Source organism: Acetobacter sp. KSO5, from assembly GCF_044094635.1.
Classification (GTDB): Bacteria; Pseudomonadota; Alphaproteobacteria; order Acetobacterales; family Acetobacteraceae; genus Acetobacter; species Acetobacter cerevisiae.
This window is the reverse complement of the sequence record NZ_CP172014.1, coordinates 233,499-257,799: the sequence shown is the minus strand read 5'-3', so window position 1 is coordinate 257,799 and position 24,301 is coordinate 233,499. Positions and strand designations below refer to the sequence as shown.

Below are 24,301 nucleotides of genomic sequence, written 5' to 3'. Positions count from 1 at the left end.
GCTGTCCGGCATCGTGCTACGGCCCGGAACACTATGGAAAGACCCCTCATCGCTGTGTTTAACGGCCCGAACCTCAACATGCTTGGCCAGCGCCAGCCTGAAATTTATGGCCGCGCCACGCTGGATGATGTGGAGCAGATCTGCATTCAGACAGCCGACAAGCTGGATCTGGCCATCGACTTCCGTCAGACGAACATTGAAGGGGAGCTGATTTCCTGGGTGCAGGAATGCCGCAAGCGTGCGCGCGGCATCATCATCAACCCGGCGGGATACAGCCACACCTCTGTGGCTTTGCTGGATGCGCTGCTGGCCACGGACCTGCCCGTGATCGAGGTGCATATCTCCAACATTCACCGTCGTGAGCCGTTCCGTCACATGTCTTATGTCTCCCGCGCCGCTGTTGGCGTAATCTGTGGGCTAGGCGTGGCGGGGTATTCTCTGGCATTGCAGGCAATGACAGATCTTATTCTAGATGAGGATGACCAATGAGCGGATTGCTCGTGGACGCAGATGCCATTCGGGCATTGGCCGAAATTCTGACCGACACCGGACTGACTGAAATCGAGGTCTCGGAGAAAGACAGCCGCATCCGGGTGGCCCGTGCCCCCGCAACGGTGCAGGCTACGGCTCCGGCGGCTGTTGCAGCCCCTGCTCCGGCTCCGGTGGCAGCTCCTGCCGCCCCTGTACCGGCAGCCCCTGCGGACCTCTCCCGCCATCCGGGTGCTGTTAACAGCCCGATGGTGGGTGTGGCGTATCTCACGCCCGACCCGTCCTCTCCCCCGTTTGTCAGCGAAGGGCAGATTGTCAGCGCTGGCCAGACCCTGCTGCTGATTGAAGCGATGAAGACCTTCAACCAGATCAAAGCCCCCAAAGCCGGCACGGTGAAAACCCTGCTCGTTGCCTCTGGCGACCCGGTGGAATTTGGCCAGCCGCTCGCCATTATCGAGTGATGTTTTCCAAAATCCTCATCGCCAATCGCGGCGAGATTGCCCTTCGTGTCCTGCGCGCCTGCCGGGAACTGGGCATCAAGACCGTAGCGGTTCATTCCACAGCGGATGAAGACGCCATGCATGTGCGTCTGGCGGATGAAGCCGTATGCATCGGGCCGCCTGCCGCGCGGGATTCCTACCTGAACGTGGCCGCCATTCTGTCTGCCGCTACCATCACCGGGGCAGAAGCCATTCACCCCGGCTATGGCTTTCTGTCTGAAAACGCAGATTTTGCGGAAACGGTGGAAGCCCACGGACTGACCTTTATCGGCCCGACGGCGGAGCATATCCGCATGATGGGCGATAAGATTACCGCCAAGACCACCATGGAAGCGCTGGGTGTGCCGCTGGTCCCCGGTTCCGATGGTGAGCTGAAGAGCCTGGACGAAGCCCGGACCGTGGCCGCACAGGTCGGCTATCCGGTGCTGATCAAGGCAACCGCAGGCGGTGGCGGGCGCGGCATGAAAGTCGCGCATGACGCCAGCGAGATTGAGGAAGCCTGGAGCGTCGCCCGTACGGAAGCCCGCACAGCTTTTGGCAATGATGCGGTCTATCTGGAAAAATACCTCGATAAGCCCCGGCATATCGAACTCCAGATTCTGGGCGATAACTACGGCAATGTCGTGCATTTTGGGGAACGTGACTGCTCCCTGCAGCGCCGCCATCAGAAACTGCTGGAAGAAGCTGGCTCTCCGGCCATTACGCCGGACCAGCGGAACGCCATCGGTAAAACGGTGACGGACGCCCTCTCCAAAATGGGCTACCGGAACGCAGGCACGCTGGAATTCCTGTATCAGGACGGCCAGTTCTGCTTCATTGAGATGAACACCCGCCTGCAGGTGGAACATCCGGTGACGGAAATGGTGTGCGATGTCGATCTGGTCCGTGAGCAGATCCGCCTCGCCGCTGGTGAGAAGCTCGGCTACACGCAGTCTGACGTGACGTTCTCTGGCCATGCCATTGAATGCCGCATCAACGCGGAAGACCCGGATACCTTCGCCCCCTGCCCCGGCACTGTGGCGGTGTATCACGCACCGGGTGGTCTGGGTGTGCGCATCGATAGCGCGCTCTACACGGGCTACAAGGTGCCGCCGTATTACGACAGCATGATTGCCAAGGTGATTGTCCACGCCCCCACACGGGCCGAAGCCATTGCCCGTATGCACCGTGCGCTGGATGAGTTTGTAGTGGAAGGCATCAAGACCGTTATTCCGCTGCACCGCCGTATTCTGGCTGACCCTGAGTTCCAGAAGGGGGATTACACCATCCACTGGCTGGAACAGTTTACTGCGCGCCCGCACTAAAAGGCCCGCCTGCCCCCGGCCTGTGCCTCCTTTACCGGAGCCGCTGGCCGGGGACACAATTCCGTGACATCTTTCCTTCAGCCCTTGTTCACTATCGCTGGTTTTTCCAGCGTGGGCGCTGCGCAAAACGCGCATTGAAGAGGAAGATCACACGATGTCTCTTTCAGAAAAACTGGCCGGGAAAACCGCCATTGTCACGGGTGCCGCTCAGGGAATCGGGCGGGGTATTGCCCTGCGTCTGGCCCGCGACGGCGCCGCTGTGGTGCTGACGGACCTCAAGAAAGACAAGCTGGCCACCGTCGCTGCGGAAATTGAGGCGCTTGGCGGCAAAGCCCTCGTGCAGACAGCCGATATCAGCCAGCGCGATCAGGTTTTTGCCGTGGTGCAGGAAGCGAGCAAGACGTTCGGGCATGTCGATATCATGGTCAACAATGCCGGTATCGCACATGTCGGCTCGCTGCTGGATGCTACGCCCGAGGATGTGGAGACCATTTTCCGCATCAACGTGCAGGGCACACTCTGGGGTATTCAGGCGGCTGCACAGGCCTTCAAAGCTCAGAAGAGCAAGGGCAAGATCATCAATGCCTGCTCCATTGCCGGGCATGAAGGATATGCGTTTCTCGGCATCTATTCCTCGACCAAATTTGCCGTGCGGGCGCTCACGCAGGCTGCGGCTAAAGAGCTGGCCTCCTCCGGCATTACCGTCAATGCCTATTGCCCCGGCGTGGTGGGCACAGACATGTGGACGGAAATCGACCGCCGCATGGCCGAGACCACCGGGGCTGAAATTGGCGCGACCTATAAAAAATATGTGGAAGGCATCGCCCTTGGCCGGGTGGAAACACCGGACGACGTGGCGGGCTTTGTTTCCTATCTGGCCAGCGCAGACGCAGACTACATGACGGGCCAGTCCGTGATGATTGATGGCGGCCTCGTTTTCCGCTGAGGCGCTACCCCCCCAGCAAGCGACCACCCGGACAAAAAGAAAGGCCCCCGAAGGAGCCTTTCTTCCGTCATCCGTAAAAGGGAATGCCTCTTAGGCCGCTGAAGGGGCCTGAGCGGTTTCTTCTTCGTCTTCCTCATCATCGTAGGAGCGAATACGCGGGTCCTGCCCCACACGCGGCTTAAACTCGCCACGCCGCAGAGCAATCTCGATATCCTCCAGCGTTGCCCCGGCGGTTTCCGGCACAAAGAAGTAGACAAAGAGCACGGACGCCAGATTGACCCCCGCATAGATCCACATGGTGCCACCCAGTGTGACAATCTGCACCAGCGTCAGCGCCGTAGAGGTCACCAGCAGATCGGCCCCCCACAGCATGGCGGCATGCACACTGGTCGCGGCAGCACGCATGGGCAGCGGGAACAACTCGGCCCCCAGCAGCCAGCCCACAACCTGAATACCACCGGCATTGAACATCATGAACAGCAGCAGGAACGCGATAATCGCCCAGCTCCCCACGCTGCCCTTGTCCGGGTGGATAGCAAACATGATACCCAGACCCAGCAGGCTGATGACAGACCCCGGCCCCATGATGAGCACCAGACGACGGCGGCCAATACGGTCCACAAAAATGCAGCCCAGCAGGGTCATGATCAGATAGACAATGGAAATGCCCAAGCTGGCCATCAGAGCGGCAGAGCTGCCGAACCCGGCGTCCGACAGGAACGTCGGGGCGTAGTAGATCATCATCTCCAGACCACCGGCCTGCGTGAAGAAGGCGATACCCAGAGCCGCGATGACAGCCGGACGCGCCCACGGCAGCATCAGGCCTTTCCAGCCACGCTCATCTTCATCAATACCAGAGGCGTTTTCATGAATTTCCCGAATTTCCCGACGAATAGCCTTGCGGGAGTTCCGCACGCGGCTGAGATGCTCAACAGCGGACGCCAGCCCTTCATTCTCAGCAGCCCAGCGCGGGCTTTTGGGCAGGAAGAACATGCACACAAACACAAACGCTGCCGGCAGCGCCGCAACGGAAATCATCGGCCGCCAGCCCCATGCATCCCGCATGGTAAAACCGACGAGGTTGGCAAGAAAAATACCAACGCCAATGGCGACGTTAAACATGGTGACAAGATTGCCGCGTTTACTGGCAGGTGCCAGCTCCGAGATATAGGTTGGCACCACCTGCGTGGCCCCGCCTACGGCAAGCCCCAGAAAAACACGGGCAATAATCAGAGCCGTCACATCCGGTGCGCGGGAGCAGGCGACGGCACCCAGCACAAACACGCCTGTTACGACCATAACGGAATTACGCCGCCCAAACTTTTCAGACAGCCACGAGACGCAGAGTGCGCCGACAACAGCCCCGACGAGAATGGCGGACGTCACCATTTCTTCCTGACCAGACGTCAGGTGAAAATCTTTTGTAATAAGAAGAAGAGCGCCGGAAATAATACCCGTATCATATCCATAAAGACCACCGCATATGGCAGCAACAATTGCAGCTATCCATAAGACACGGTGAGCATGAGGGGAGATTTCGACGTTCGCGATTGCTTCCTGAGCTTTGTTTCTTTCTGCTTGCATGCCTTCTTAATACCACACTTTTGCAACGATTGCATCGGAAATGAAATTTTTTATTATTTTGCAGCCCATCAGGTCTTTTCAATCCCCTTGCAAACAGAGGGTTTGCAGCAGGCTGAATGACAGCTGCAAAACGCCACATGGCACATGACGTTCCCGGCAAAACACCTCAGCCCAAGCGGTTTTTTCTTGACAGAAACACACGGAACACTATCTGCTCCAGACCATAGACCAAGGGGGGTTCCGGCAAGGAACTGAGAGTCCACTTTGTCCGCAAGGACGCGTGGTGACCCTGCCACCAGAGGCATGCTGCTTCTGGTGGGGAACCTGATCCGGATCATACCGGCGGAGGGACTGGTGCCAGAAGATGTTCACCGCTGCAGGACCGTACACCGGTCCTCCCTGTAGCGGCCCGCTTCCGGCCTCTGTCCTCCTCTGGGCAGAGGAGAACGCTGTGACCCAAACTGACACCCTCAAGACCGCCACACAGGCCGTCACGGGCAACCCGAAACCTGCTAATACTGCCGCACCGGCCCCCGGCCAGGTAACAACCGGCCCCATTCGCGGCTCCAGAAAAGTCTATTCCAGCCCGGAAGCGCATCCGGACATCCGCGTGCCGTTCCGTGAAATCATGCTGGACCCGTCCGCCAATGAACCGCCGCTGCGTGTCTATGATACGTCCGGCCCTTACACGGATGATGCCGAGCAGATTGACGTCCGCACTGGCCTGCCCAAACCCCGTGCGGCCTGGCTGGCTAAGCGCAATCTGGTCCAGGCCACCCCGCGTGCAGTCAAACCGGAAGACAATGGCAACGCACAGGGCGAACAGCTCGTCGCCCCCTGCCCGGCTCCGCATACCGTGCTGCAGGGGCAGGCAGGCAAACCCGTCACGCAGTATGAATTTGCAAAAGCCGGTATCATCACCGAAGAGATGATTTATGTGGCGCACCGGGAAAATCTGGGCCGCCAGAAAGCGGCTGACGATGCCGCAGCACGGCTTGCGGATGGTAACTCCTTTGATGCCGCTATTCCGACGTTTGTGACCCCGGAATTTGTGCGGGACGAAATTGCCCGTGGCCGCGCCATTATTCCGGCCAACATCAACCACCCGGAACTGGAACCGGTGATTATTGGCCGCAACTTCCTTGTGAAAGTGAATGCCAATATCGGCAATTCTGCAGTGACGTCCTCCGCAGCGGAAGAAGTGGAAAAGCTCGTCTGGTCCATCCGCTGGGGTGCGGACACGGTGATGGACCTGTCCACAGGCCGTAACATTCACAATATTCGTGACTGGATTCTGCGGAACGCGCCCACTCCCATCGGCACCGTGCCGCTTTATCAGGCGCTTGAAAAAGTCGGTGGTGAAGTCAGCAAGCTGAACTGGGAAGTCTTCCGCGATACGCTGATTGAGCAGGCGGAACAGGGGGTGGATTACTTCACCATCCACGCCGGTGTGCGGCTCCAGCATGTGCCGCTGACCGCTAACCGCGTGACCGGCATTGTCTCCCGCGGCGGCTCCATCATGGCCAGCTGGTGTCTGAACGGCCACCGCGAGAGCTTCCTGTATGAGCATTTTGAAGAAATTTGTGACATCATGCGGACTTATGATGTCTCCTTCTCTCTGGGCGATGGCCTGCGCCCCGGCAGCATTGCCGACGCGAATGATGCCGCACAGTTTGCCGAACTGGAAACACTGGGCGAACTGACCCAGATTGCCTGGGCCAAGGGCTGCCAGGTGATGATCGAAGGGCCGGGCCATGTGCCCATGCACAAGATCAAGGAGAACATGGACAAGCAGCTGCGCGACTGTGGCGAAGCCCCGTTCTATACGCTTGGCCCGCTGACGACCGATATCGCTCCGGGGTATGACCACATTACCTCAGCCATTGGTGCGGCCATGATTGGCTGGTTTGGTACCGCCATGCTCTGCTACGTCACCCCCAAGGAGCATCTGGGCCTGCCGGACCGCAATGATGTGAAAACCGGTGTGATTACCTATCGCATTGCCGCTCATGCAGCAGACCTTGCAAAAGGCCATCCGGCGGCAAAACTGCGGGATGATGCTTTGAGCCGCGCGCGCTTCTCCTTCCGCTGGCAGGATCAGTTCAATCTGTCGCTCGATCCGGATACGGCCTGTGCGTATCATGATGAAACCATGCCGAAAGAAGCCCATAAAGCCGCACATTTCTGCTCCATGTGCGGTCCGAAATTCTGCTCCATGCGGATCAGTCAGGATCTGAAGGAAGATGCCGCCCGTATGGCAGGCATTGAGCAGAAAAACGAGGAATTCCGCAAAGCAGGCGGTACCGTCTACGTGCCTGCGGAATAAAACTATTTTTCTACCCTTCCCCTCTGCGGTTACGCAGAGGGGAAGCCTTCTACTCAGTGAATAGAAATATTCATAACTGTTGTAGAATGCCGGGTATTGTCCCGGTTTGCCTGCTCTTCAAACACAAAACTATCCTGCCCAGCATAATTGGAAAATGGACGATACTGCACTAATGACCCGTGCACAGGCTGCGTACACCGTGCCAGAGGTGAGGGCGGCTGATAAGAGGGAATGCCTTTAGTATCCGGCACAATCCCTATGCTACCATGCAGCGGCGGTCTGACAATTTTAACCTTAGGAACAAACTGCTCCTTACAGCTCTGATCAAGAGAAACCTGAAAAACGCCCACCGTTTGCTGATGCGTCATGACGATAGAATGGACCGCGACCTGACCATGCAAGGGGCCCTTCCAGACCACTTTGTCATTATACGCATAGATCTGGCAGTTTCTGCTCATCTGGGCACACCGCTTTAAGGCCCCTACCCGAGGGTCAAGCCCGCCGGACTCTGATGACGCAGCATTATCGCCAATCACAAAAGCACGCGGGAACGGCTTTTTCAAAAAAATCTTATACTGAGCAATTGCTTTGTCATCCTGTATCGGCAACGCCTCCAGATCATCAATTTTTGCAAAATGCGTTGCAGGCGGCGCGTTTGAGATGGAGGGTAAATATCCCGGCTGGACGTCCTGCGCAGGCAGACCAAGCCTTTGCAAAAAGGCATCCATCTTCGGTATCCAGAGTGAGAAATTCTCTGGATTTCCTGTGAGTGACCCACTGTCTTTCTTAATCGTAGGCACATCCAGAACGCTGACATGCGCATCGCCTTTCTGGTACGCGGCCTGCATCTGCCGCCATGTGGCCTCTGGCACCAGACTATCGGGATAAGATTCGACCCACAAGGTTGGCATCTGGTGACTGGCAGCCCCCAGTTTTTCCGCTCCCTGAATGAGCGCCGTATCTCCCTGCTGGCAGGAACGCGCCAGAAAAGCCGGGGAAAATACAATCTGCCCCTTCTGGCCCGGTATCTGCAGAGTGGAAAGTGCCAGACTGGTCCAGCCGCCAAAACTCTGCCCGGCCACAATAATCCGCGACATATCCAGTTCCACAATGGCAGACATATTGTGCAGAACCGCTTTGATGTCCTGAGCGTTCAGAAGTCCGGTCTGATCCAGCGCGCAGCCAGTTGAGAGTGGCTTACCGGAAGATCCACCGAACCCCTGCGGCATCGGTTGTGCAACGGCGTAACCGCGCGAGAGAAAATACCCGGTCAGGAATGTATAACCCAGCCGTTCCCCCGGTTGCGTATCAGACACATGATCAGCGTCGGCATTAATCACGGCAACTGGGAATGGACCACGCCCATCGGGCAGATAAACCGTCACCTGCAACCGCGCATTACCATCAGCAGGGCCGCGCACTCCTAAAATGGTTTCATGCAGAGGAATGGAGAGATAAGGGAAGGTGACATCTTTTGCCTGAGCCGGAGACGCCACGCCTGTTACCAGAAGAGAGGCAAGAGAAAGAGAATAATATAGTTTTTTATACAGCCGCATAATGATGGTACCTTAATATCGGTTTAGTCCATTATTTCATAAAGTCTTTGAGTGTCAAAAAACGTGCCACGGAAATTTTCACACACCAAAATCTACATCAAAATTGCATATCACTTAAAAAATTACCTGCATTTGTCTTTTAAAAATCTCTCAAAGAGTTAAAAATTTAGTCTTTGTTTTTGGCACACTTGCAGGACCAGTTTTCTATGAAGCGTTTTTTCAACACACGCGAAACACTTGTGACAGACTCTCTGGATGGCCTGCTCCGCTCCTCCATGGGGCAGCATCTGTGCCGGCTGGATGGATATCCCGATATTCGCGTGGTGCTGAGAAAAGAGCGCAACCCTGAGCATGTCGCCGTTATTTCCGGTGGCGGGGCCGGACATGAGCCAACCCATGCGGGGTTTGTCGGCGCAGGCATGCTGGATGCCGCCGTATGTGGCTCGCTCTTCGCCTCCCCCAGCGTGGATGCCATTCTGGCAGGTATTCTGGCCGTGACTGGCAAAGCAGGCTGCCTGCTGGTTATTAAAAGCTATACCGGGGACCGCCTGAATTTTGCACTGGCCGCCGAGCAGGCGCGCAGCATGGGGTATCAGGTCGAAACCGTTGTGGTGGGGGATGATATTGCCCTGCCCGATAATCGCTTTGCCCGTGGTCTGGCTGGCACCGTTCTGGTGCATAAAATTGCAGGCTATGCCGCCAGTCAGGGTGAACCGCTGGCCCGCGTGGCCGAGCGGGCTCGCAGTGCCGCTGCGCAGATTTCTTCCATCGGCCTCTCGCTGACGGACTGCAACGCTTATGACCCGGCCCACACAACCCGACTGACAGCGGAGCAGGCGGAACTGGGTTTAGGCATTCACGGAGAACCGGGCGCGCAGCAGATTACGCTGGCACAGGCGGACACGCTGATGGCGCTGGCCGCAGATACACTCGCCAAAGCTCTCCCCGCCAAAAATGCCTCAGGCAAACACGAACGCTACGCCCTGCTTCTGAACATGCTGGGCAGTGTGCCACCCATTGAAATGACCTTGCTGCTCAACGCCTTTGCCAAAACTGATCTGGCCAAAAACACGGATCTGATTATTGGTCCGGCCCCCATGATGACGGCGCTGGACATGAACGGTTTCTCCCTGACTGCCGTTCCGCTGAGTGCAGAAATCCTTGCCGCCCTGACCGCGCCGGTGGAACCGTGGGCGTGGCCGGGCGCTGCTCCGTTTGCAGCCCCCACCGTGCGCCCTCTGCCAGCCTTGCCGGAAACATTCCGTTTCCCGCCCTCTGCATCCCCTAAAATTGAAGCACTGATCCACCACGCTGCCAAAACGCTGATTGGCAATGCGGAAGCCCTGAATGCGCTGGATGCCCAGATTGGAGATGGGGATGCCGGGTCTACCTTTGCGGAAGGTGCTCAGGAAATCCTGAAGACCGTGGATCGCCTGCCTCTGGCAAACCCGCAGGAGCTGTTTGCTACTTTCGGCGCTATTCTGGCCCGGCATGCCGGTGGGTCCAGTGGTGTGCTGCTCTCCATCATGTTCTCCGCCGCCGGACGGAGTTCGGACACATGGGCCAGGGCCCTCATGGAAGGCCTGACCACCATGCAGCAGCATGGCGGGGCCAAACCGGGAGACCGTACCATGATTGATGCTCTGCACCCGGCTTTTACAGTTCTGGCCGCTGGTGGCGCACTGGCAGAAGCCGCGCAGGCTGCGCGTGACGGCGCGGATGCCACCAAACGCATGACGCACGCCAATGCAGGCCGCGCCTCCTATGTGCCGGACGCCAAACTAGCCAACATCCCCGACCCCGGCGCGGAAGCTATTGCCCGGATGTTTGAGGCTCTGGCCAGCATGGGCTGATCCACCTTCAGCCCTCAGCAAGCAGCATAAAAAAATGCCTGCGCAAAATGGGGTTTCCTCCATGATGCACAGGCATTTTTCATAAGAAATCTGGATACCTCACGCGCTTAAAGCACCCGCTGCAAGCCGACTGAACAAACTTGCAGCACACTTAAAAAATCGTCCTGATTTGCTCAGATCCTTTAAGCAGCCTGATCCCCTTTGAGATCAGAAATTGATATCTCCCCGCAAATAATAGAAGCCGCCATTCATGCCAAGCTGGGACGTGCTCATGTAATATTGCGGCGCCCCCAGATAGCGGTTGTTATCCGGCACGCGGCTGGGACGGGCATCAAACAGGTTATTGCCACCAAGTGTCAGCGCCAGTCTGGGATGCACACGGTAGGTGACTTCCAGATTGGTAATAAATTTCGGCGTGTTATGGAACTGTAGGAAGTTTGTGCTGGACAGAGAGCTGGTATTCCCTGCACCCCCATAATAGGTGAGCTGAGACGTGGTCTGGCCGTACCGGATTTCATGCACACCCACTGTCCACTTTCCACTGGTAAAGCGGCCGCCAAAAATCATCTTGCTGCGCGGATAGGCTGTGGTGAGATACGCAATACTCTGCGCATTCATCAACGGATTGCCCTGCGCATCCGTCCCCTGATGGGACAGGCGGGTGCGGTTGAGGTTAATCGCTACATCCCAGTCAATACGCCCAACGTTTCCAAGCTGGGTTGGGTAGGTCGCCGTCAGATCCAGCCCCTGCGTGCGGGTACTGGCCACGTTGGCAAACCAGTGGGTGGACAGGGAAGAGGCAGACCATGTGTTAACGTCACTCGGCAGGCTAAAGCCGTTCATGGTCAGCGCAGAAGCGGCCTGCGCACCATAAACCTGCCCACCGGGCATGATCTGATCACGCAGGTTGATCTGATACACATCGACAGTCACATGCAGTTTGCGGAACGGCTCCATGACAATCCCGCCACTGACGTTGGTTGAACGTTCCGGCTTGAGCGGGGAAGACCCGTTGGCCAGAGCACCCGGAGAGTTCACGGCAATCAGGCCTCGTGCTGCGGTGGGAGAGATCGCCAGTGCACTGTAATGTTCCTGCGCCAGTGTCGGCGCATGGAAGCCATTGGAGATAGTCGCGCGGAAGGCCAGACGCGGAGAGACCTCATACCGGGTGGAAACCTTGCCGGTTTCTGTGTCCCCCACATCCGTATAATGCTCGTAGCGGCCAGCAAGATCCAGCTGCCAGTGGCGCGTCAGATGTGTGGAAACATCAATATATCCGGCCACAACATCACGACTAAAGTTGCCTGCATTACCGGGGTTGGTCCCCGCCATGGCATCGGACCCGCTACCATACAAAGAGTCCGCATCGCCCGTGCCAATGGAATAGCTTTCATACCGGTAGGACGCCCCACCCGCGACGTTGATCTCATGCGGCCAGCCTGAGAATTTAAACTTGCGGGAGAGGTCGAAATTGTTGCTCCACTGGGAATTGTTGAAGCCCTGCACGTCAAAGTTTGTCGGGGTGCGGCCTGTATCTTTCTCAATAGCCAGATTGGCGGAATTAGTCAGACCAATATTGTCAAAATCGCGCCCGTAAACCGTGGAAAGATCCCAGTTCCAGCCAGCGAGTTTTCCTTTAACACCGGCAGTCAGCTCGAAGTCATTCTCTTCGATTGTTTCCAGCGGGGAGTAACCATTCGGATAGATAGCCGCATACCCCGGATAGCTGGCCAGAGAACTGGCAAGACGATAGTTCTGGTAGGATTCCGCGTGCCGATGCGCATATGTGCCCGTGCCGTAAAGCTGAATGCTATCTGTCAGATCATACCCGGCCTTGATGGCAACGCTTTCACGCGTCTGTTCCGGCTGGCCCAGCACGTAATTGTTTTTCTGGCCTGTGCGTGCATCGGGCGCGCTGCGGAAAGTGTGATCGGTATGATAAAAATCGCCGCTCACATGCACAAAGCCACGGCTGCCGAGCTGTGCCCCCCCATCCAGATACACGCCCTGTTGGAAACCATCCTTCGCAGCGGTAATGCCGGAGATAGATTCCGCATGGAACCCGTGGTCCTGCTTTTTGAGGATGATGTTCACCACCCCCGCCACGGCGTCTGACCCATACTGGGCGGAAGCCCCGTCGCGCAGCACTTCCACATGGTCGATAGCCGCCATGGGGATCATGTCGATATCGACAGCCGTGGAGCCCTGCTGCGGGCCGGGGTCGGCATAGATATTAGCTGTGGTATGGCGACGTTTTCCGTCCACCAGCACCAGTGTTTCATTCGGGTTCAGGCCCCGCAGACTGATGGAATCCGTCAGCGCACCACTATCAAACCCGCCGGTCGGCATGGTGAGAGACGGCAGAAGCTGAGCCAGCGCTTCCCGCAGGTTAGGCTGGCCGGTCTGGTTCAACTGCTTGGCCGAGACGACATCAATCGGGGAAAGGCTCTCACGCGCCTTGCGTCCGCCCGTCTCGCGCGTGCCGGTCACAATGACGGATTCTTCACCCTCCGCCGCAACCGGGCCGGGCGCCGCAACTGACCCACGCAGCGTGCGCACCTGCTGCGGCGTCAGCGTAGCGGGCGCAGCGGTTGGGGCTGTGCCTGAAATCGCCGGGCCGGAGACCGGATGCACCGCTGCCGGGCGAACGGCCTGTCCCGTGGTTTTATGCGGCACAGCCTGAGCTGTGTGCTTTACGGCCTTCCCGGACGGTTGTTCCTCCGCTGCGAAAGCCTCCCCTCCGGCAAAACCGGACAACAGGGTGGCAGCCAGCAGAGCAGAGGAAAAACCACGACCACAAACCGGTACGCGCCCCTGTGCTGAACGGACCCGAATGATAGTCTCTGACGAAAAACCTTTGCGCACAGCAGAACGCTCCCAAGCACATGTTTAATAAACACATATATTGCGTGTTTATTTATAACACTCTTATTGATGCGCAATTAGGGTTGGGGCGGGTTATCTCGTATTATTCAGGAGGTGTGGTGATCCTGCAACAGAGTGCCACCACAAGGCCGCACCTTCCCTGCTCTTAAGCGAGGCAGACCAGAGCGAGGAGACAACGCCCCTTGCTCCGGAAAGTTTCTGTTACAAAGACTGAAGATTATAGAGCCTGCGATAAAGGCCATCCGGCTTCTGCACCAGTTCCGCGTGGGGCGCGTCTTCCACTACCTGCCCACGCTCGAACACCAGAATGCGGTCCAGATCCACCACCGTGGCCAGACGGTGCGCAATCACAATCACCGTGCGGCCTTCCATCAGCCGTTGCATGGCGTCCTGCACCAGAGATTCAGATTCTGAATCAAGGCTGGCCGTAGCTTCATCCAGCACCAGAATGGGGTTATCGGCCAGAAAGGCGCGGGCAATGGCAACACGCTGGCGCTCACCGCCAGAGAGCTTCACGCCCCGTTCCCCTACCAGCGTCTGATACCCATCAGGCAGGCGCGCAATAAAATCTGACGCATTGGCCAGACGGGCGGCTTCTTCAATTTCCGCCTGCGTGGCATCCGGGCGACCATAAGCAATATTATCCGCCAGACTGCGATGGAACAGGGTGGGTTCCTGCTGCACAATGGCAATTTGCGACCGCAGGCGAGACTGACTCACCGTGGCGATATCCACGCCATCAATCAGAATTTTCCCACCATTCAGCGGATAAAGCCGCTGCAACAGCTTGGTAAAGGTCGACTTACCGGAACCGGACGGCCCGACCAGCCCTACGCGGCTGCCGGGCGCAATCGTCAGGCTGAGATCTGTAAATATGGGCCGTGTCTGACCGGGATACTGGAAGGACACATGCTCGAACCGGATTTCCCCTTCCCGAATGGTAAAAGGCTGCACAACGGGCAGATCTTTCACGCCGGGCTCGGTCCGCCACAGTTCAATCAGTTCTTCCATTTCATTTACAGAGCGCTGCACCACAGACACCTGCTGGCCAATATCCCGCAGATAGCCCTGCACCAGAAACGTCATGGTCAGCACATAGGCCAGATCCCCCGGCCCCGCCTTGCCGTCCAGCCACAGCCAGACAGCCGCACCGGACAGGATAACGCGCATGGCCGTGACCATCAGGTTCTGAATGCTGGCGCTGTTGGTGCCGCGCGTCCATGTGTGGCAGGTCTGCTTTTTCCATTCAGACACAACCTGCATCAGCCGGGCTTCCTCCCGCTCCTCCGCGCCAAAGGCTTTCACCACGGCGTTGCAGGTGATGGAATCCGCCAAAGCGGCGCCCATCTTGCTGTCCCACTGGTTGGCCTGACGGGCCGAGGGCGCCACATAACGCAGTGTGAGCAGGCACGAGCAGGTGATAAACACTGCCGACAGCACACCCAGCAGCACACCCATAAGAAGCCAGTGCCATGCCAGCACCAGTGTGGTGAGCACCAGCAGACAGGCTTCCGGGATGAGCATCAGTAGCAGTGTGTCATCCAGCATGTCCACAGCCCACATGCCGCGCGTCAGCCGCCGTACGGTGGAACCGGCGAAGGTATTGGCATGCCAGTCCGTGGAGAGGCGCTGCACATGCGCAAAGGCCTGCCCGACAATTTTCTGCATGACCTGCGTGCTCAGATGCGTAATGCCCAGATACGCCGCGCGCTTACCAAGAACATTGCCCACGCCACAGGCGGCCATGCCAGCCAGCATCCACAAAGCATCGCGGATCAGGCTGGACTCAGCCGCAGGCTGCGCAACATCGGTCACCAGACGGCCGGCCAGAACTGGCATGAGCACATCCAGCAGGGTCGCAAACATGACCCCGGCGACTGTGACTATCAGCGGGCGGGGGAATTCCATCCACCGCTGCATGACAAACTTCAGAACATCGACAAACAGGTTTGGCCCCCGTACGGCACGACCCGTATCGGAAGAGGAGGTACTCATCAGAATAATCCGAAAAAAGGGAGAAAACAGCGAACCTCGGCTGAGGTCTGGTTCTGTGTCTGTATCGTGCGGCCTCGTATTTAGCAAACATTCCGGCACTGAGCGCTGCTTTGTTCTGGCCGACCGGAGATAGACGCCAACGCCCCGCACGCGGTAGAGTTTGCGCATGGCCAGACAGACACGCACCCCTGCCGAGGCAGAGGCTCACCTTCCCAAATCCTCCGCTGCCGGACGCAAGACAGCAAAGGCCGCAAAGCCTGTTGCCCCCACCGCCGCAGATAGCAAGGTCACAGCTCCGCGGGACATGACGCGGCCAGAAATTGTGCAGTTTCTGACAGACCTTGAGCGCGCCTGGCCGGATGCAGAAACGGAACTGCATTACAGCACGCCGTTCACGCTGCTGATTGCGGTGGTGCTCTCCGCACAGGCAACCGATGCCTCCGTCAACCGCGTGACCCCGGCCCTGTTTGCCGCAGCTCCCAATCCGGCAGCCATGGTGGCGCTGGGGGAAGATGGCGTGGGTGAGTTGATCCGCACGATCGGCCTGTGGCGCAACAAGGCAAAAAATGTAGTGGAACTCTCTCGCCAGCTTCTGGAACGCCACAAAGGCGAGGTTCCCGGCACGCGGGAAGAGCTGGAAGCGCTAGCCGGCGTGGGCCGCAAAACTGCCAATGTGGTGCTGAATGTCGCCTTCCATCAGCCGACCGTGCCGGTGGATACGCATGTTTTCCGGCTCGCCAACCGCACAGGACTAGGGCGCGGCAAGACAGTGGAAGCGGTGGAAGCCGCGCTGGAACGGCGCATCCCCAAAGAGATGATCCGCGATTCCCACCACTGGATGATCCTGCAGGGCCGCTACGTGTGCAAAGCCCGCAAGCCGGAATGCTGGCGCTGTGCCGCCAGTGAGCCGTGCCTGTATCCTGTCAAAACAGAGCGGCCCGTTATCAAGCCGCCGCGTCAGACACTGTAAGAGTGTCTTACTGCCCCGACGAGGTGTTCAGGAGCGCCTTATAACCAGCCCGCCAGTTCCTGCCGGGTGAGCTGTTCCAGCACGTCAATGGCTTCCACGCTGTCATTCAGGCAGGGGATCAGGGTGAATTCCTCCCCACCTGCCTTGATGAAGTCTTCACAGACCTCGTTGCCAATTTCATCCAGCGTTTCAATACAGTCGGTCATGAAGCCGGGCGTGATGACAGCAATGCGCTTCACGTCTTTTTCGGGCAGGCCTGCAATAAACGGCGCGGTGTAGGGCTCCAGCCATTTGGTGGGGCCAAAGCGGGACTGAAAGGTGAGCGGCAACATAGTCTCATCCATCCCCAACGCCTCACGCAGCGCTTTTACGGTGCGCTGGCAGTCCGCAAGGTAGGAATCGCCTTTCTTCACGTAGTCTTCCGGCAGACCATGGAACGATGCCACCACCATTTGCGGTGGCGTATCCAGTGTGGCCATTGTCTTACGGACGGAACTGGCCAAAGCCTCGATATAAGTCGGATCATCCGGGAACGCTGGCAGCGTGCGGATGGCGGGCTGGTTGCGCAGCGTCATCAAAAAACGGAAAAGCTGGTCATTCGCGGTCGCGGTCGTGGTCGCGCTGTATTGCGGATAGAGCGGCACGGCCAGAATACGGTCACACCCATGTTCCAGCAGTTCACGCACTCCAGCCTCAACGGACGGCGTGCCGTAGCGCATGGCCCAGGCGACCGGCACATTATCAGCCGCAAACCGGGCGTGCAGCCCCTCCGCCTGCCCGCGCGTGTAACCCCGCAGCGGGCTTTCATTCTTCTCTTTATCCCAGATGCGCTCGTAGGCTTTGCCGCTTTTGCCGGGGCGGACGGTCAGCACCACACCTTGCAGGATGGGCTGCCAGAGCACCGGAGAGCCTTCAATTACCCGTCGGTCAGAGAGGAATTCGGACAGATACCGCCGCACGGCCCGATACCCCGTATCATCTGGCGTGCCCAGATTGAGCAGCAGAATACCCGGACGGCCTTCATGCCGCGCTTTGCCGTTGGGCTGTTTACGGGAGGGAATGTGGTGGAAGACCATGAAACCTCTTACAGAGCTTTAAGCCCCAGTTTTATGCATTTGAGCATGACGGAGGGTAAAGAAAGCCCGGCCACACTGCCAACCGGCGCCAGAAAACCCGACTGCACGGCCTGATTGGAAAAATGCTGCACCCGCGCAGCGTAAACTGTGACCTCAAGCGTAAAATGCGTAAACACATGCCGCACCACGCCACAAGCCTGCCAGGAGGCTTTGCAGGGCGCCTGTTCCAGTGCCCCGGCCTCTGACCAGGGCTCCGAACGCCACTCCGTGCCGGGAAGTTCCGTCATGGCTGCCAGTAGCCCGGTTTCCGGCCTTTTCCGCAACAAGACCTGCTCCGCTGCATCCACCGCCAGAAAATGCGCGCCATAACGCACAGGCCGCGCAACCTTGGGGGCCTTACGTGGCAGGGTGGCGGCAATGCCGGCTTTTTGGGCGGCACAGCTCTCCCGCCACGGGCACAGAGCACAGGCCGGAGAACGCGGCGAGCACAGGGACGCCCCCAGATCAAACAACGCCTGAGCAAAATCGGAAGGACGTGCCTGTGCCTGCCGGTCCGCATTCAGCCCTTCAGCCAGCTTCGCCAGTGTTTTGCGGGCGGCGGGTAGCGGCTCTTCCACCGCAAATAGGCGAGCGGTAATGCGCTCCACATTGCCATCCACCGGCACCACCGGCACGCCGAACGCAATGGCCGCCACCGCCGCCGCTGTATAAGCCCCTACCCCCGGCAGAGCGCGCAGGCCGGCGACATCCTGCGGAAAGCCGCCGAGAGCTACAACCTGCTGCGCGCAGGCATGCAGGTTTCTGGCGCGGGAATAATAGCCCAGCCCGGCCCATGCGGAGAGCACAGCATCCCGATCCGCCCCCGCCAGATCCTGCACGGTGGGAAATTTTTCCAGAAAACGATGGTAATAGGGACCAACAGCCTTGACCGTTGTCTGCTGAAGCATGATCTCGCTCAGCCAGACATGGTATGGGTCAGCATGCTGATCGACTTCGGCGCGCCATGGCAGAGTGCGGCGATGTCTGTCATACCAGTCGAGCAGGGATCGGGCGGATGGCTTTTTCACGGAGAGTGTTATGACGAAGGAGAGTCCCTCCGGCAAGACAACAGGGCGCAAAACTGCCACCACCAAAAAAGCGCAAACGCCGCCCGCACCACCACGCCGGGCCATGACGGCCCGCAGTCTGGCCGCATTGCTGCCCAATGTTACGGCCCCGGCTTTCAAGAAACGCTCCCCGGCAGGCGTGCAGTTGTTTACAGACTGGGCCGATATTGTGGGCCCGGCTCATGCTGCCGTCACAACGCCCCGCAAATTATCTGCAGGCACTCTGAGCATTGCATGTGCCGGGCCAGTCGCCATGGAACTCCAGCATCTGAGCGATGCCCTGATTGCGCGCATCAATACATGGTGCGGGCAGGCTTTGGTGGCGCGGCTGCGTTTTGTGCAGGACCCGGCAGCCGGACAACGCATTACCGCCCGCCGCACGCCCAAGGCCGCCACGCGCCCGTGCCATCTGCCGGAGATGGAAGACAGCCCGTTAAAGGAGGCGCTGGAATCTCTGGGCGCGCATATCGTGCAGAAAAAAGCGGGGCGTTAACGAACAATCCTTACAGGTTGGCAATTACTTTCAATCCAACCAGTGCGGCATCTGGTCTGCGAGAGGTTTCGCCCGGACGAATCATATACTGAAATTCAGGCTGAACCAGCACACCGGGAACGACGTCGATTGCGTAATAGGCTTCAATAACATGAGAGTCCGTCTGCGGTGCCAGAACCTGAGCGCCCAGAGAAAGACCGGCATCCTGCGCATACATCTGCCCCAGCTCTTTCCGATGACTGACATGATACCAGGAATATAAAATTCCCAGCCTGTCAGTCAGGCGACCCGGAATGACACCATTGAAAGACAGGCCTCCATAGGCTTCATCAGAGATGGAGGAAACACGCGGCGTGTTATGAATGTAGCCCGCCATGAGGTAACCCCCGGCCATCTGATTACGGCCCCCTTTACGGTAAATCATCTGGTCCCCCTCAAACCAGAACATATCCATTGGCGCACTATGCAGTCGCCCCGCAGCGACAACCTTGTTGGCCGGAGACGTTCCCATAACGTCCGGGTAGCGCGAGGTATCATGTGCATAACCAAAAACATAATGTCCCGGAAGGCGGTTTCGCGTCAGGAAGGGTTGCCATGTAAACTCTATTGGCAGCATCAGACCTGTGGTGTTTTCACTCCCCCATGCCCACCCGCTGGGGTTATTGGCAAGCGGACTGACCTGATAAGCACCTAGCTGCACCATGGTATCGCGCGTTGGACGAAAGCGCACACGGCTACCCCATGTCGCTTTTGGGTAAACGGCAAATCCCGGATCGACTTTCAGAGCCACGGGTGCCGAGCATGTCACCATAAAGGAGCAGATAAGAGGGGATGTTGCAAAAACATGCGTCAGAGACATGCGGCCAAACGTGATATCCATACGGTTCTGGAGAAACTTCTTTTCCGCATAAAAATCGACCAGATGGGCCACGACGTGCCCGGAAAGTCCGTAAACTTCCATAAGGTTTACATAATAATCCCCAACCCGGTCATGCGATACCTCTCGCCCCGCACGGTTCATGAGCAGGGTATGGATAGACCACCCGTTCAAGCCCGCCAGTTTCCCCAGATCAAAGTTCATTTGCAGGGTCAGCTCATGCACATAATCCATGCCACGCTGCATGCCACCATGGATATTGGCCATAGCTTCCCCTTTATACGTAAAAGAGAAAACAAAGCCTTTTTTCTGAAGCCTTTCACGGAATGGCATGATTTGCGGAACCAGATGCCCGCTCCCTGCGGTGGGGACATAATACGGGTCATCCATATCCGTGCGGCGCTGAGCATCCACTTCTGAGGGAAGCAGCCAGGATGGCCCTTCTTTGCCCGTCAGATCATCCAGCTCCAGTTTATGAAAGGTCCTGGCACTTTGATATTCATCCACACTGGGAATATCCATCGTCGCCAGCCCGGGCCAGGGGGCAACCGGAACACCACTTGCCGGAAGCGGAGAGTTCTTAGGCCGCACAAGCACACGAGCATCCGGCTGAGACAGATCATCCTGGGATGGTGTTCCGGAAAGAACATCAACATAAACGGTTTTTTTGGTCGGAGACGATAAGACGCTGGCGTCTTCAGCGTGCGCGACACCGGAAGAGAGAGTGATTAGCAGGCTTCCTGCAAGCGTTACTCCCCGTAAAGCAGAAAACGGTTTGAATACAGGAAACCTGTTGCAGCGTTTGCGATACATTATCTGACCATGGATAAGTTTTAGCACTCTGGCCAGAAAGTGCCCGGTTAAAGCGTGGAAAGCTGGAGAGGTCACCCAACATTTTTTAAAACGGGCCCTGACACATCAGGGCCCGCCTTCCGCCAAGAATGCCGACTCTCACCAGAAAGGCGGCAAAATGCGATAGCATGTTTTTTCTGAAATGATTTGGGAAAATAACAGTATATAAAACACAAAAGCGTTATGATTAATAAATATAGAATCTAACTATTAAGTAATTTATCTGGAGTTTTGGTTTTTTATTTATATATGATTATGCGCACGCATTCAAAAAGATCCGACGGAACATCGGTTCATATCAAAATGGAAATAGAAAACGTAAGATATTATAAACAAGAATACCGTACTGTTATTTCCAAATCTTCCTTAGAGAGCAAAAGAGACGCATCAAGAATGACCTGAGAGACACCCTTGAAAACATCGCGTTTGACTGTTGCTGTGCATGAATCCTTTAAGGCGCTGAAATTCATCCAATGTCCAATATATGAAAGAGGGATTTTCCATATTTTTTCCATATGGATATAACGTGCATATAGCGTTCGGCTCTATTGAATTTCTCATGCAAATTATAATTTTATCAATGACTTATCTTGTTTTATACTGAACCAGAAATGCTATCTATCTAGAAAGAGCATAACGAAAAGGAGCGAGGCTTCTCACCGGAACGTTACCCCCGAAATAGGGCGGAAATGCCTCCTGTCCAGCACTAAGAAGAATGAGCAGAAAAGAACCTGCCATTTCACAAAAAAGCTACTCTCAGGGCGAATGACCTTGTGCTAGGAAAAATTTTATAAAAATTCACCGTTTTTCGGTGGGTTTTCCCCAAAGACCTTCTTGACAGAATCAGACATATTGGACACAGAGCATTTTCCGCTCCTCTGGAAACAATGATGAAGGACTCTTTCCACAGCCCATAGTGCACAGAGAAAAGCTCTTATCATAAGCCAGTGTATCTGGATTTAGTCGTAACCTCGGCCCGGCACCCTGCTGTCAGGACGATTTCAATACTGGAGTGACAGCATGGGTGACGGTCAACCCGCAGATCACCATTCTCCGCTAGGTGGCATTTATCGTGCCGTCTTTTCTGTCATCAGCCTTGCTGCTGGTCTGGCGCTTGCTTACGGTGGCATAAAGCTTCTGATGCTCGGCGGCTCAGCGTATTACCTTCTGGCGGGCCTTGCCTATTGTGCCCTGGCCGTTCTGGTTTTTCTGAAACATCCTTATACTCTGGTTGTGTCGGCCGTTGTTTTTGCCGCCACCTTTGTATGGGCGCTGTGTGACACGCCGGAAATTGGCTACTGGGCCCTTTTGCCGCGTCTGGTTGTGCCTGCCATTCTCTTCACCCTCAGCCTGTGGGCCGTCGCGACATTCCCCGCAACGTCCTCCCCCATCCGGCGGGGCAGCGTTTTTGGTGGTCTTGGCATTGTCGGCTGTTTGCTGGTAACGCTGGCAGAGGCCTTCTTCCCGCACGGGCAGATCAGCAACCCCGATGCAGCATCAGCCAACCCGCAGGTCGCTCAGGCAGGCAAAACCGATGCACCAGAGGACTGGGAATTCTTTGGGCGTAATGCTCAGGGTACGCGTTACGCACCCTACACCCAGATCACGCCAGACAATGTCAGCAAGCTGAAAGTTGCGTGGGTTTATCATACGGGCAGAAGAACGCATGGTCCCGGTGCAGGGGTTGATGAAAACACCCCCCAGCAGATTGGCAACGTGCTGTATTCCTGCACGCCAGAAAACCTGATTACGGCTCTGGAAGCCGACACCGGGAAAGAGCTGTGGAAGTTTGACCCCAAGGCACACTCTGCTGAACATGTTACATGCCGTGGCGTTGGCTATTACGATGCTACAAAAGACGCCAGCCTGACCGCTGAGGAAAAAGCAGCGGATGATGCGGCCCCCATGTGTCATCAGCGTATTCTGGTCTCTACCGTGGATGCCCGCTTTATTGCGCTGGATGCCCACACCGGTGCGGAATGCTCCGGCTTTGGTGAAAACGGCGTTGTAGACCTAAAGAAACAGATGGGCCCGACTGCAGCGGGTAAACGCTACCACCCCACCTCCACCCCGGTTGTTATGGGCCACGTTGCCGTTATCGGCGGCTGGGTGCGTGACATTGTTCACGGCGAACCCTCCGGCGTTGTGCGGGCTTATGATGTGCGGACCGGCGCTCTGGCCTGGGCCTGGGATGTTGGTGACCCGGACAACACGGGCGCACCTGCGGACGATCAGACCTACACTCTGGAAACCCCCAATGTGTGGACCATCCCGACCTACGATAAAGAGCTGAATCTCGTCTATCTGCCCACCGGCAACGGACCGCCGGATTACTGGGGCGGAGACCGGACGGTCGCCAAGGAAAAATTCGGCGCTGCTGTTGTCGCCGTGGATGCTTCTACCGGCAAAACAAAATGGGTTTTCCAGACAGTTCACCATGACGTCTGGGATTATGACCTACCCTCGCAGCCTGTTCTGTATGATGTGACCAACGCGCAGGGTGAAAAAGTCCCGGCACTGATCCAGACCACGAAGACCGGACACATCTTTGTTCTGGACCGTCGCACCGGCACGCCGGTGACGGAAGTTCAGGAACGCCGCGTTGCAACCTCTCCTTCAGCGCAGGGCGAACATCTGTCTCCCACCCAGCCGTTCTCTGTGGGCATGCCCACCATCGGGGCTGATCCGCTGACGGAAAGCTCCATGTGGGGCGTCAGCACGTTTGACCAGCTTTATTGCCGCATCATGTTCAAGGATTCGGTTTATGAAGGTCCGTTCACGCCGCCGGGTGAAAAACCCTATATCGAATGGCCCAGCCTGCTGGGCGGCATGAACTGGGGCGGCATCTCCATTGATGAAGCACGCGGCGTCATGTTTGTGAATGACATGCGGATGCCCCTGCGTATGTCTCTGGTGAACCTTGAGGAAGCCAAGAAATATAAAGCCTCAACCGACGAAGTGCCGGGCTTCATGGGCACCATGCGCCCGCAGGTGGCGGGGTCCTATGCTGGTGTGCGCATTGATATTCTGCAGTCTCCGCTGCAGGTGCCCTGCAACACGCCGCCCTTCGGCACCATGAGCGCCATTGATCTGCATACCAAAAAGCTGCTGTGGCAGGTGCCCATGGGCACAACGCAGGATCTGGGTCCGATGGGCATCAAAACCCATCTGCCGGTTCCCATGGGCATGCCAACTCTGGGTGGCCCCACTTCCACCGCGTCCGGGCTGGTCTTCTTTGCTGGCACACAGGATTACTATCTACGTGCGCTAGATTCCGGCACGGGTAAGGAAGTGTGGCGTGAGCGTCTGCCGGTTGGCGCTGTGGCAGCCCCCCTCATTTTCCGCTCCCCCAAAACGGGCAAGGAATATGTGGTGATCTCTGCCGGCGGCATGAGCCACTCTCCTGATGTGGGTGACTACATTATTGCCTACACGCTGCCGGATGATGGTGCGGCCAAATAAGCGGTCAAAAACTCACTGACCCGAAC

General features: G+C 57.2%; 16 protein-coding genes and 1 riboswitch. Of the genes, 9 read left to right on the top strand and 7 right to left on the bottom strand.

Annotated elements, in window-relative coordinates:
• Window positions 1–33 precede the first annotated feature (33 nt).
• The 4 genes from aroQ (at window position 34) to ACHQGU_RS01155 (ending at window position 3,239) form a co-directional block, all read left to right on the top strand.
• Window positions 34–489 (top strand): type II 3-dehydroquinate dehydratase, encoded by a 456-nt coding sequence (gene aroQ, locus ACHQGU_RS01170; RefSeq protein ID WP_025829366.1) that lies wholly within the window; start codon window positions 34–36, stop codon window positions 487–489.
• Window positions 486–950 carry an acetyl-CoA carboxylase biotin carboxyl carrier protein gene (gene accB / locus ACHQGU_RS01165; RefSeq protein ID WP_062140969.1) on the top strand — a complete coding sequence of 155 codons (465 nt, stop codon included), beginning with the start codon at window positions 486–488 and terminating at the stop codon, window positions 948–950. The genes aroQ and accB overlap by 4 nt, the downstream gene beginning before the upstream one ends.
• The gene (gene accC / locus ACHQGU_RS01160; protein ID WP_062140967.1) at window positions 950–2,293 is read left to right on the top strand and encodes an acetyl-CoA carboxylase biotin carboxylase subunit; all 1,344 of its coding nucleotides are present in this window, start codon (window positions 950–952) and stop codon (window positions 2,291–2,293) included. Before accB ends, accC begins: the two co-directional genes overlap by 1 nt.
• A 154-nt stretch (window positions 2,294–2,447) precedes the next feature.
• Window positions 2,448–3,239: an acetoin reductase gene (locus tag ACHQGU_RS01155; protein WP_395495610.1), complete on the top strand. Its 792-nt coding sequence runs from the start codon at window positions 2,448–2,450 to the stop codon at window positions 3,237–3,239.
• Window positions 3,240–3,329: 90 nt separating this feature from the next.
• Here ACHQGU_RS01155 and ACHQGU_RS01150 read toward each other — a convergent pair whose 3' ends face one another.
• On the bottom strand, window positions 3,330–4,823 hold the full coding sequence (locus ACHQGU_RS01150) for a sugar porter family MFS transporter (protein WP_062249539.1): 1,494 nt from the start codon (window positions 4,821–4,823) through the stop codon (window positions 3,330–3,332).
• A gap of 221 nt (window positions 4,824–5,044) precedes the next feature.
• Window positions 5,045–5,192: riboswitch (TPP riboswitch) on the top strand.
• Between the two features lie 82 nt (window positions 5,193–5,274).
• Between ACHQGU_RS01150 and thiC the strand changes: the two genes are divergently transcribed.
• A complete protein-coding gene (thiC, locus tag ACHQGU_RS01145; RefSeq protein WP_395495609.1) occupies window positions 5,275–7,149 on the top strand; it encodes a phosphomethylpyrimidine synthase ThiC in 1,875 nt (624 codons plus the stop codon).
• Window positions 7,150–7,202: 53 nt separating this feature from the next.
• Here the strand turns inward: thiC and ACHQGU_RS01140 are convergent, their stop codons facing one another.
• A complete protein-coding gene (locus ACHQGU_RS01140; RefSeq protein WP_395495608.1) occupies window positions 7,203–8,705 on the bottom strand; it encodes a CocE/NonD family hydrolase in 1,503 nt (500 codons plus the stop codon).
• 206 nt (window positions 8,706–8,911) lie between these two features.
• Here ACHQGU_RS01140 and ACHQGU_RS01135 point away from each other — a divergent pair, with 206 nt between their 5' ends.
• Entirely contained in the window at window positions 8,912–10,558 is a 1,647-nt protein-coding gene (locus tag ACHQGU_RS01135; RefSeq protein ID WP_395495607.1) for a dihydroxyacetone kinase subunit DhaK, read from the top strand.
• 207 nt (window positions 10,559–10,765) lie between these two features.
• Here the strand turns inward: ACHQGU_RS01135 and ACHQGU_RS01130 are convergent, their stop codons facing one another.
• Both ACHQGU_RS01130 and ACHQGU_RS01125 read right to left on the bottom strand, forming a co-directional pair.
• Entirely contained in the window at window positions 10,766–13,234 is a 2,469-nt protein-coding gene (locus tag ACHQGU_RS01130) for a TonB-dependent receptor plug domain-containing protein (protein ID WP_395496350.1), read from the bottom strand.
• A gap of 411 nt (window positions 13,235–13,645) precedes the next feature.
• Window positions 13,646–15,439: an ABC transporter ATP-binding protein gene (locus ACHQGU_RS01125; RefSeq protein ID WP_395495606.1), complete on the bottom strand. Its 1,794-nt coding sequence runs from the start codon at window positions 15,437–15,439 to the stop codon at window positions 13,646–13,648.
• A 304-nt stretch (window positions 15,440–15,743) separates the two neighbouring features.
• Here ACHQGU_RS01125 and nth point away from each other — a divergent pair, with 304 nt between their 5' ends.
• Window positions 15,744–16,409: an endonuclease III gene (nth, locus tag ACHQGU_RS01120; RefSeq protein WP_395496349.1), complete on the top strand. Its 666-nt coding sequence runs from the start codon at window positions 15,744–15,746 to the stop codon at window positions 16,407–16,409.
• A gap of 38 nt (window positions 16,410–16,447) precedes the next feature.
• On the opposite strand, the gene hemH is transcribed toward nth, so the two are convergent.
• Complete coding sequence (gene hemH, locus ACHQGU_RS01115; protein WP_395495605.1) at window positions 16,448–17,485, bottom strand: ferrochelatase; 1,038 nt, start codon at window positions 17,483–17,485, stop codon at window positions 16,448–16,450.
• 8 nt (window positions 17,486–17,493) lie between these two features.
• A complete protein-coding gene (gene mutY / locus ACHQGU_RS01110; RefSeq protein WP_253555790.1) occupies window positions 17,494–18,552 on the bottom strand; it encodes an A/G-specific adenine glycosylase in 1,059 nt (352 codons plus the stop codon).
• A 10-nt stretch (window positions 18,553–18,562) separates the two neighbouring features.
• Here mutY and ACHQGU_RS01105 point away from each other — a divergent pair, with 10 nt between their 5' ends.
• Entirely contained in the window at window positions 18,563–19,084 is a 522-nt protein-coding gene (locus tag ACHQGU_RS01105) for a DUF721 domain-containing protein (protein WP_082779384.1), read from the top strand.
• Between the two features lie 10 nt (window positions 19,085–19,094).
• On the opposite strand, the gene ACHQGU_RS01100 is transcribed toward ACHQGU_RS01105, so the two are convergent.
• Window positions 19,095–20,774: a carbohydrate porin gene (locus tag ACHQGU_RS01100; protein ID WP_395495604.1), complete on the bottom strand. Its 1,680-nt coding sequence runs from the start codon at window positions 20,772–20,774 to the stop codon at window positions 19,095–19,097.
• A 1,059-nt stretch (window positions 20,775–21,833) separates the two neighbouring features.
• On the opposite strand from ACHQGU_RS01100, the gene ACHQGU_RS01095 reads away from it, so the two are divergent.
• Entirely contained in the window at window positions 21,834–24,275 is a 2,442-nt protein-coding gene (locus ACHQGU_RS01095; protein WP_062249529.1) for a membrane-bound PQQ-dependent dehydrogenase, glucose/quinate/shikimate family, read from the top strand.
• Window positions 24,276–24,301 lie beyond the last annotated feature (26 nt).

Bases quoted from the DNA above. Each gene is read 5' to 3' on its own strand.
- ACHQGU_RS01105 (WP_082779384.1), top strand. From the start codon at position 18,563: ATGACGAAGGAGAGTCCCTCCGGCAAGACAACAGGGCGCAAAACTGCC.
- accB (WP_062140969.1), top strand. From the start codon at position 486: ATGAGCGGATTGCTCGTGGACGCAGATGCCATTCGGGCATTGGCCGAA.
- nth (WP_395496349.1), top strand. From the start codon at position 15,744: ATGACGCGGCCAGAAATTGTGCAGTTTCTGACAGACCTTGAGCGCGCC.
- ACHQGU_RS01135 (WP_395495607.1), top strand. From the start codon at position 8,912: ATGAAGCGTTTTTTCAACACACGCGAAACACTTGTGACAGACTCTCTG.
- ACHQGU_RS01150 (WP_062249539.1), bottom strand. From the start codon at position 4,823: ATGCAAGCAGAAAGAAACAAAGCTCAGGAAGCAATCGCGAACGTCGAA.
- ACHQGU_RS01125 (WP_395495606.1), bottom strand. From the start codon at position 15,439: ATGAGTACCTCCTCTTCCGATACGGGTCGTGCCGTACGGGGGCCAAAC.
- aroQ (WP_025829366.1), top strand. From the start codon at position 34: ATGGAAAGACCCCTCATCGCTGTGTTTAACGGCCCGAACCTCAACATG.
- ACHQGU_RS01155 (WP_395495610.1), top strand. From the start codon at position 2,448: ATGTCTCTTTCAGAAAAACTGGCCGGGAAAACCGCCATTGTCACGGGT.
- ACHQGU_RS01140 (WP_395495608.1), bottom strand. From the start codon at position 8,705: ATGCGGCTGTATAAAAAACTATATTATTCTCTTTCTCTTGCCTCTCTT.
- hemH (WP_395495605.1), bottom strand. From the start codon at position 17,485: ATGGTCTTCCACCACATTCCCTCCCGTAAACAGCCCAACGGCAAAGCG.
- accC (WP_062140967.1), top strand. From the start codon at position 950: ATGTTTTCCAAAATCCTCATCGCCAATCGCGGCGAGATTGCCCTTCGT.
- ACHQGU_RS01100 (WP_395495604.1), bottom strand. From the start codon at position 20,774: ATGTATCGCAAACGCTGCAACAGGTTTCCTGTATTCAAACCGTTTTCT.
- ACHQGU_RS01095 (WP_062249529.1), top strand. From the start codon at position 21,834: ATGGGTGACGGTCAACCCGCAGATCACCATTCTCCGCTAGGTGGCATT.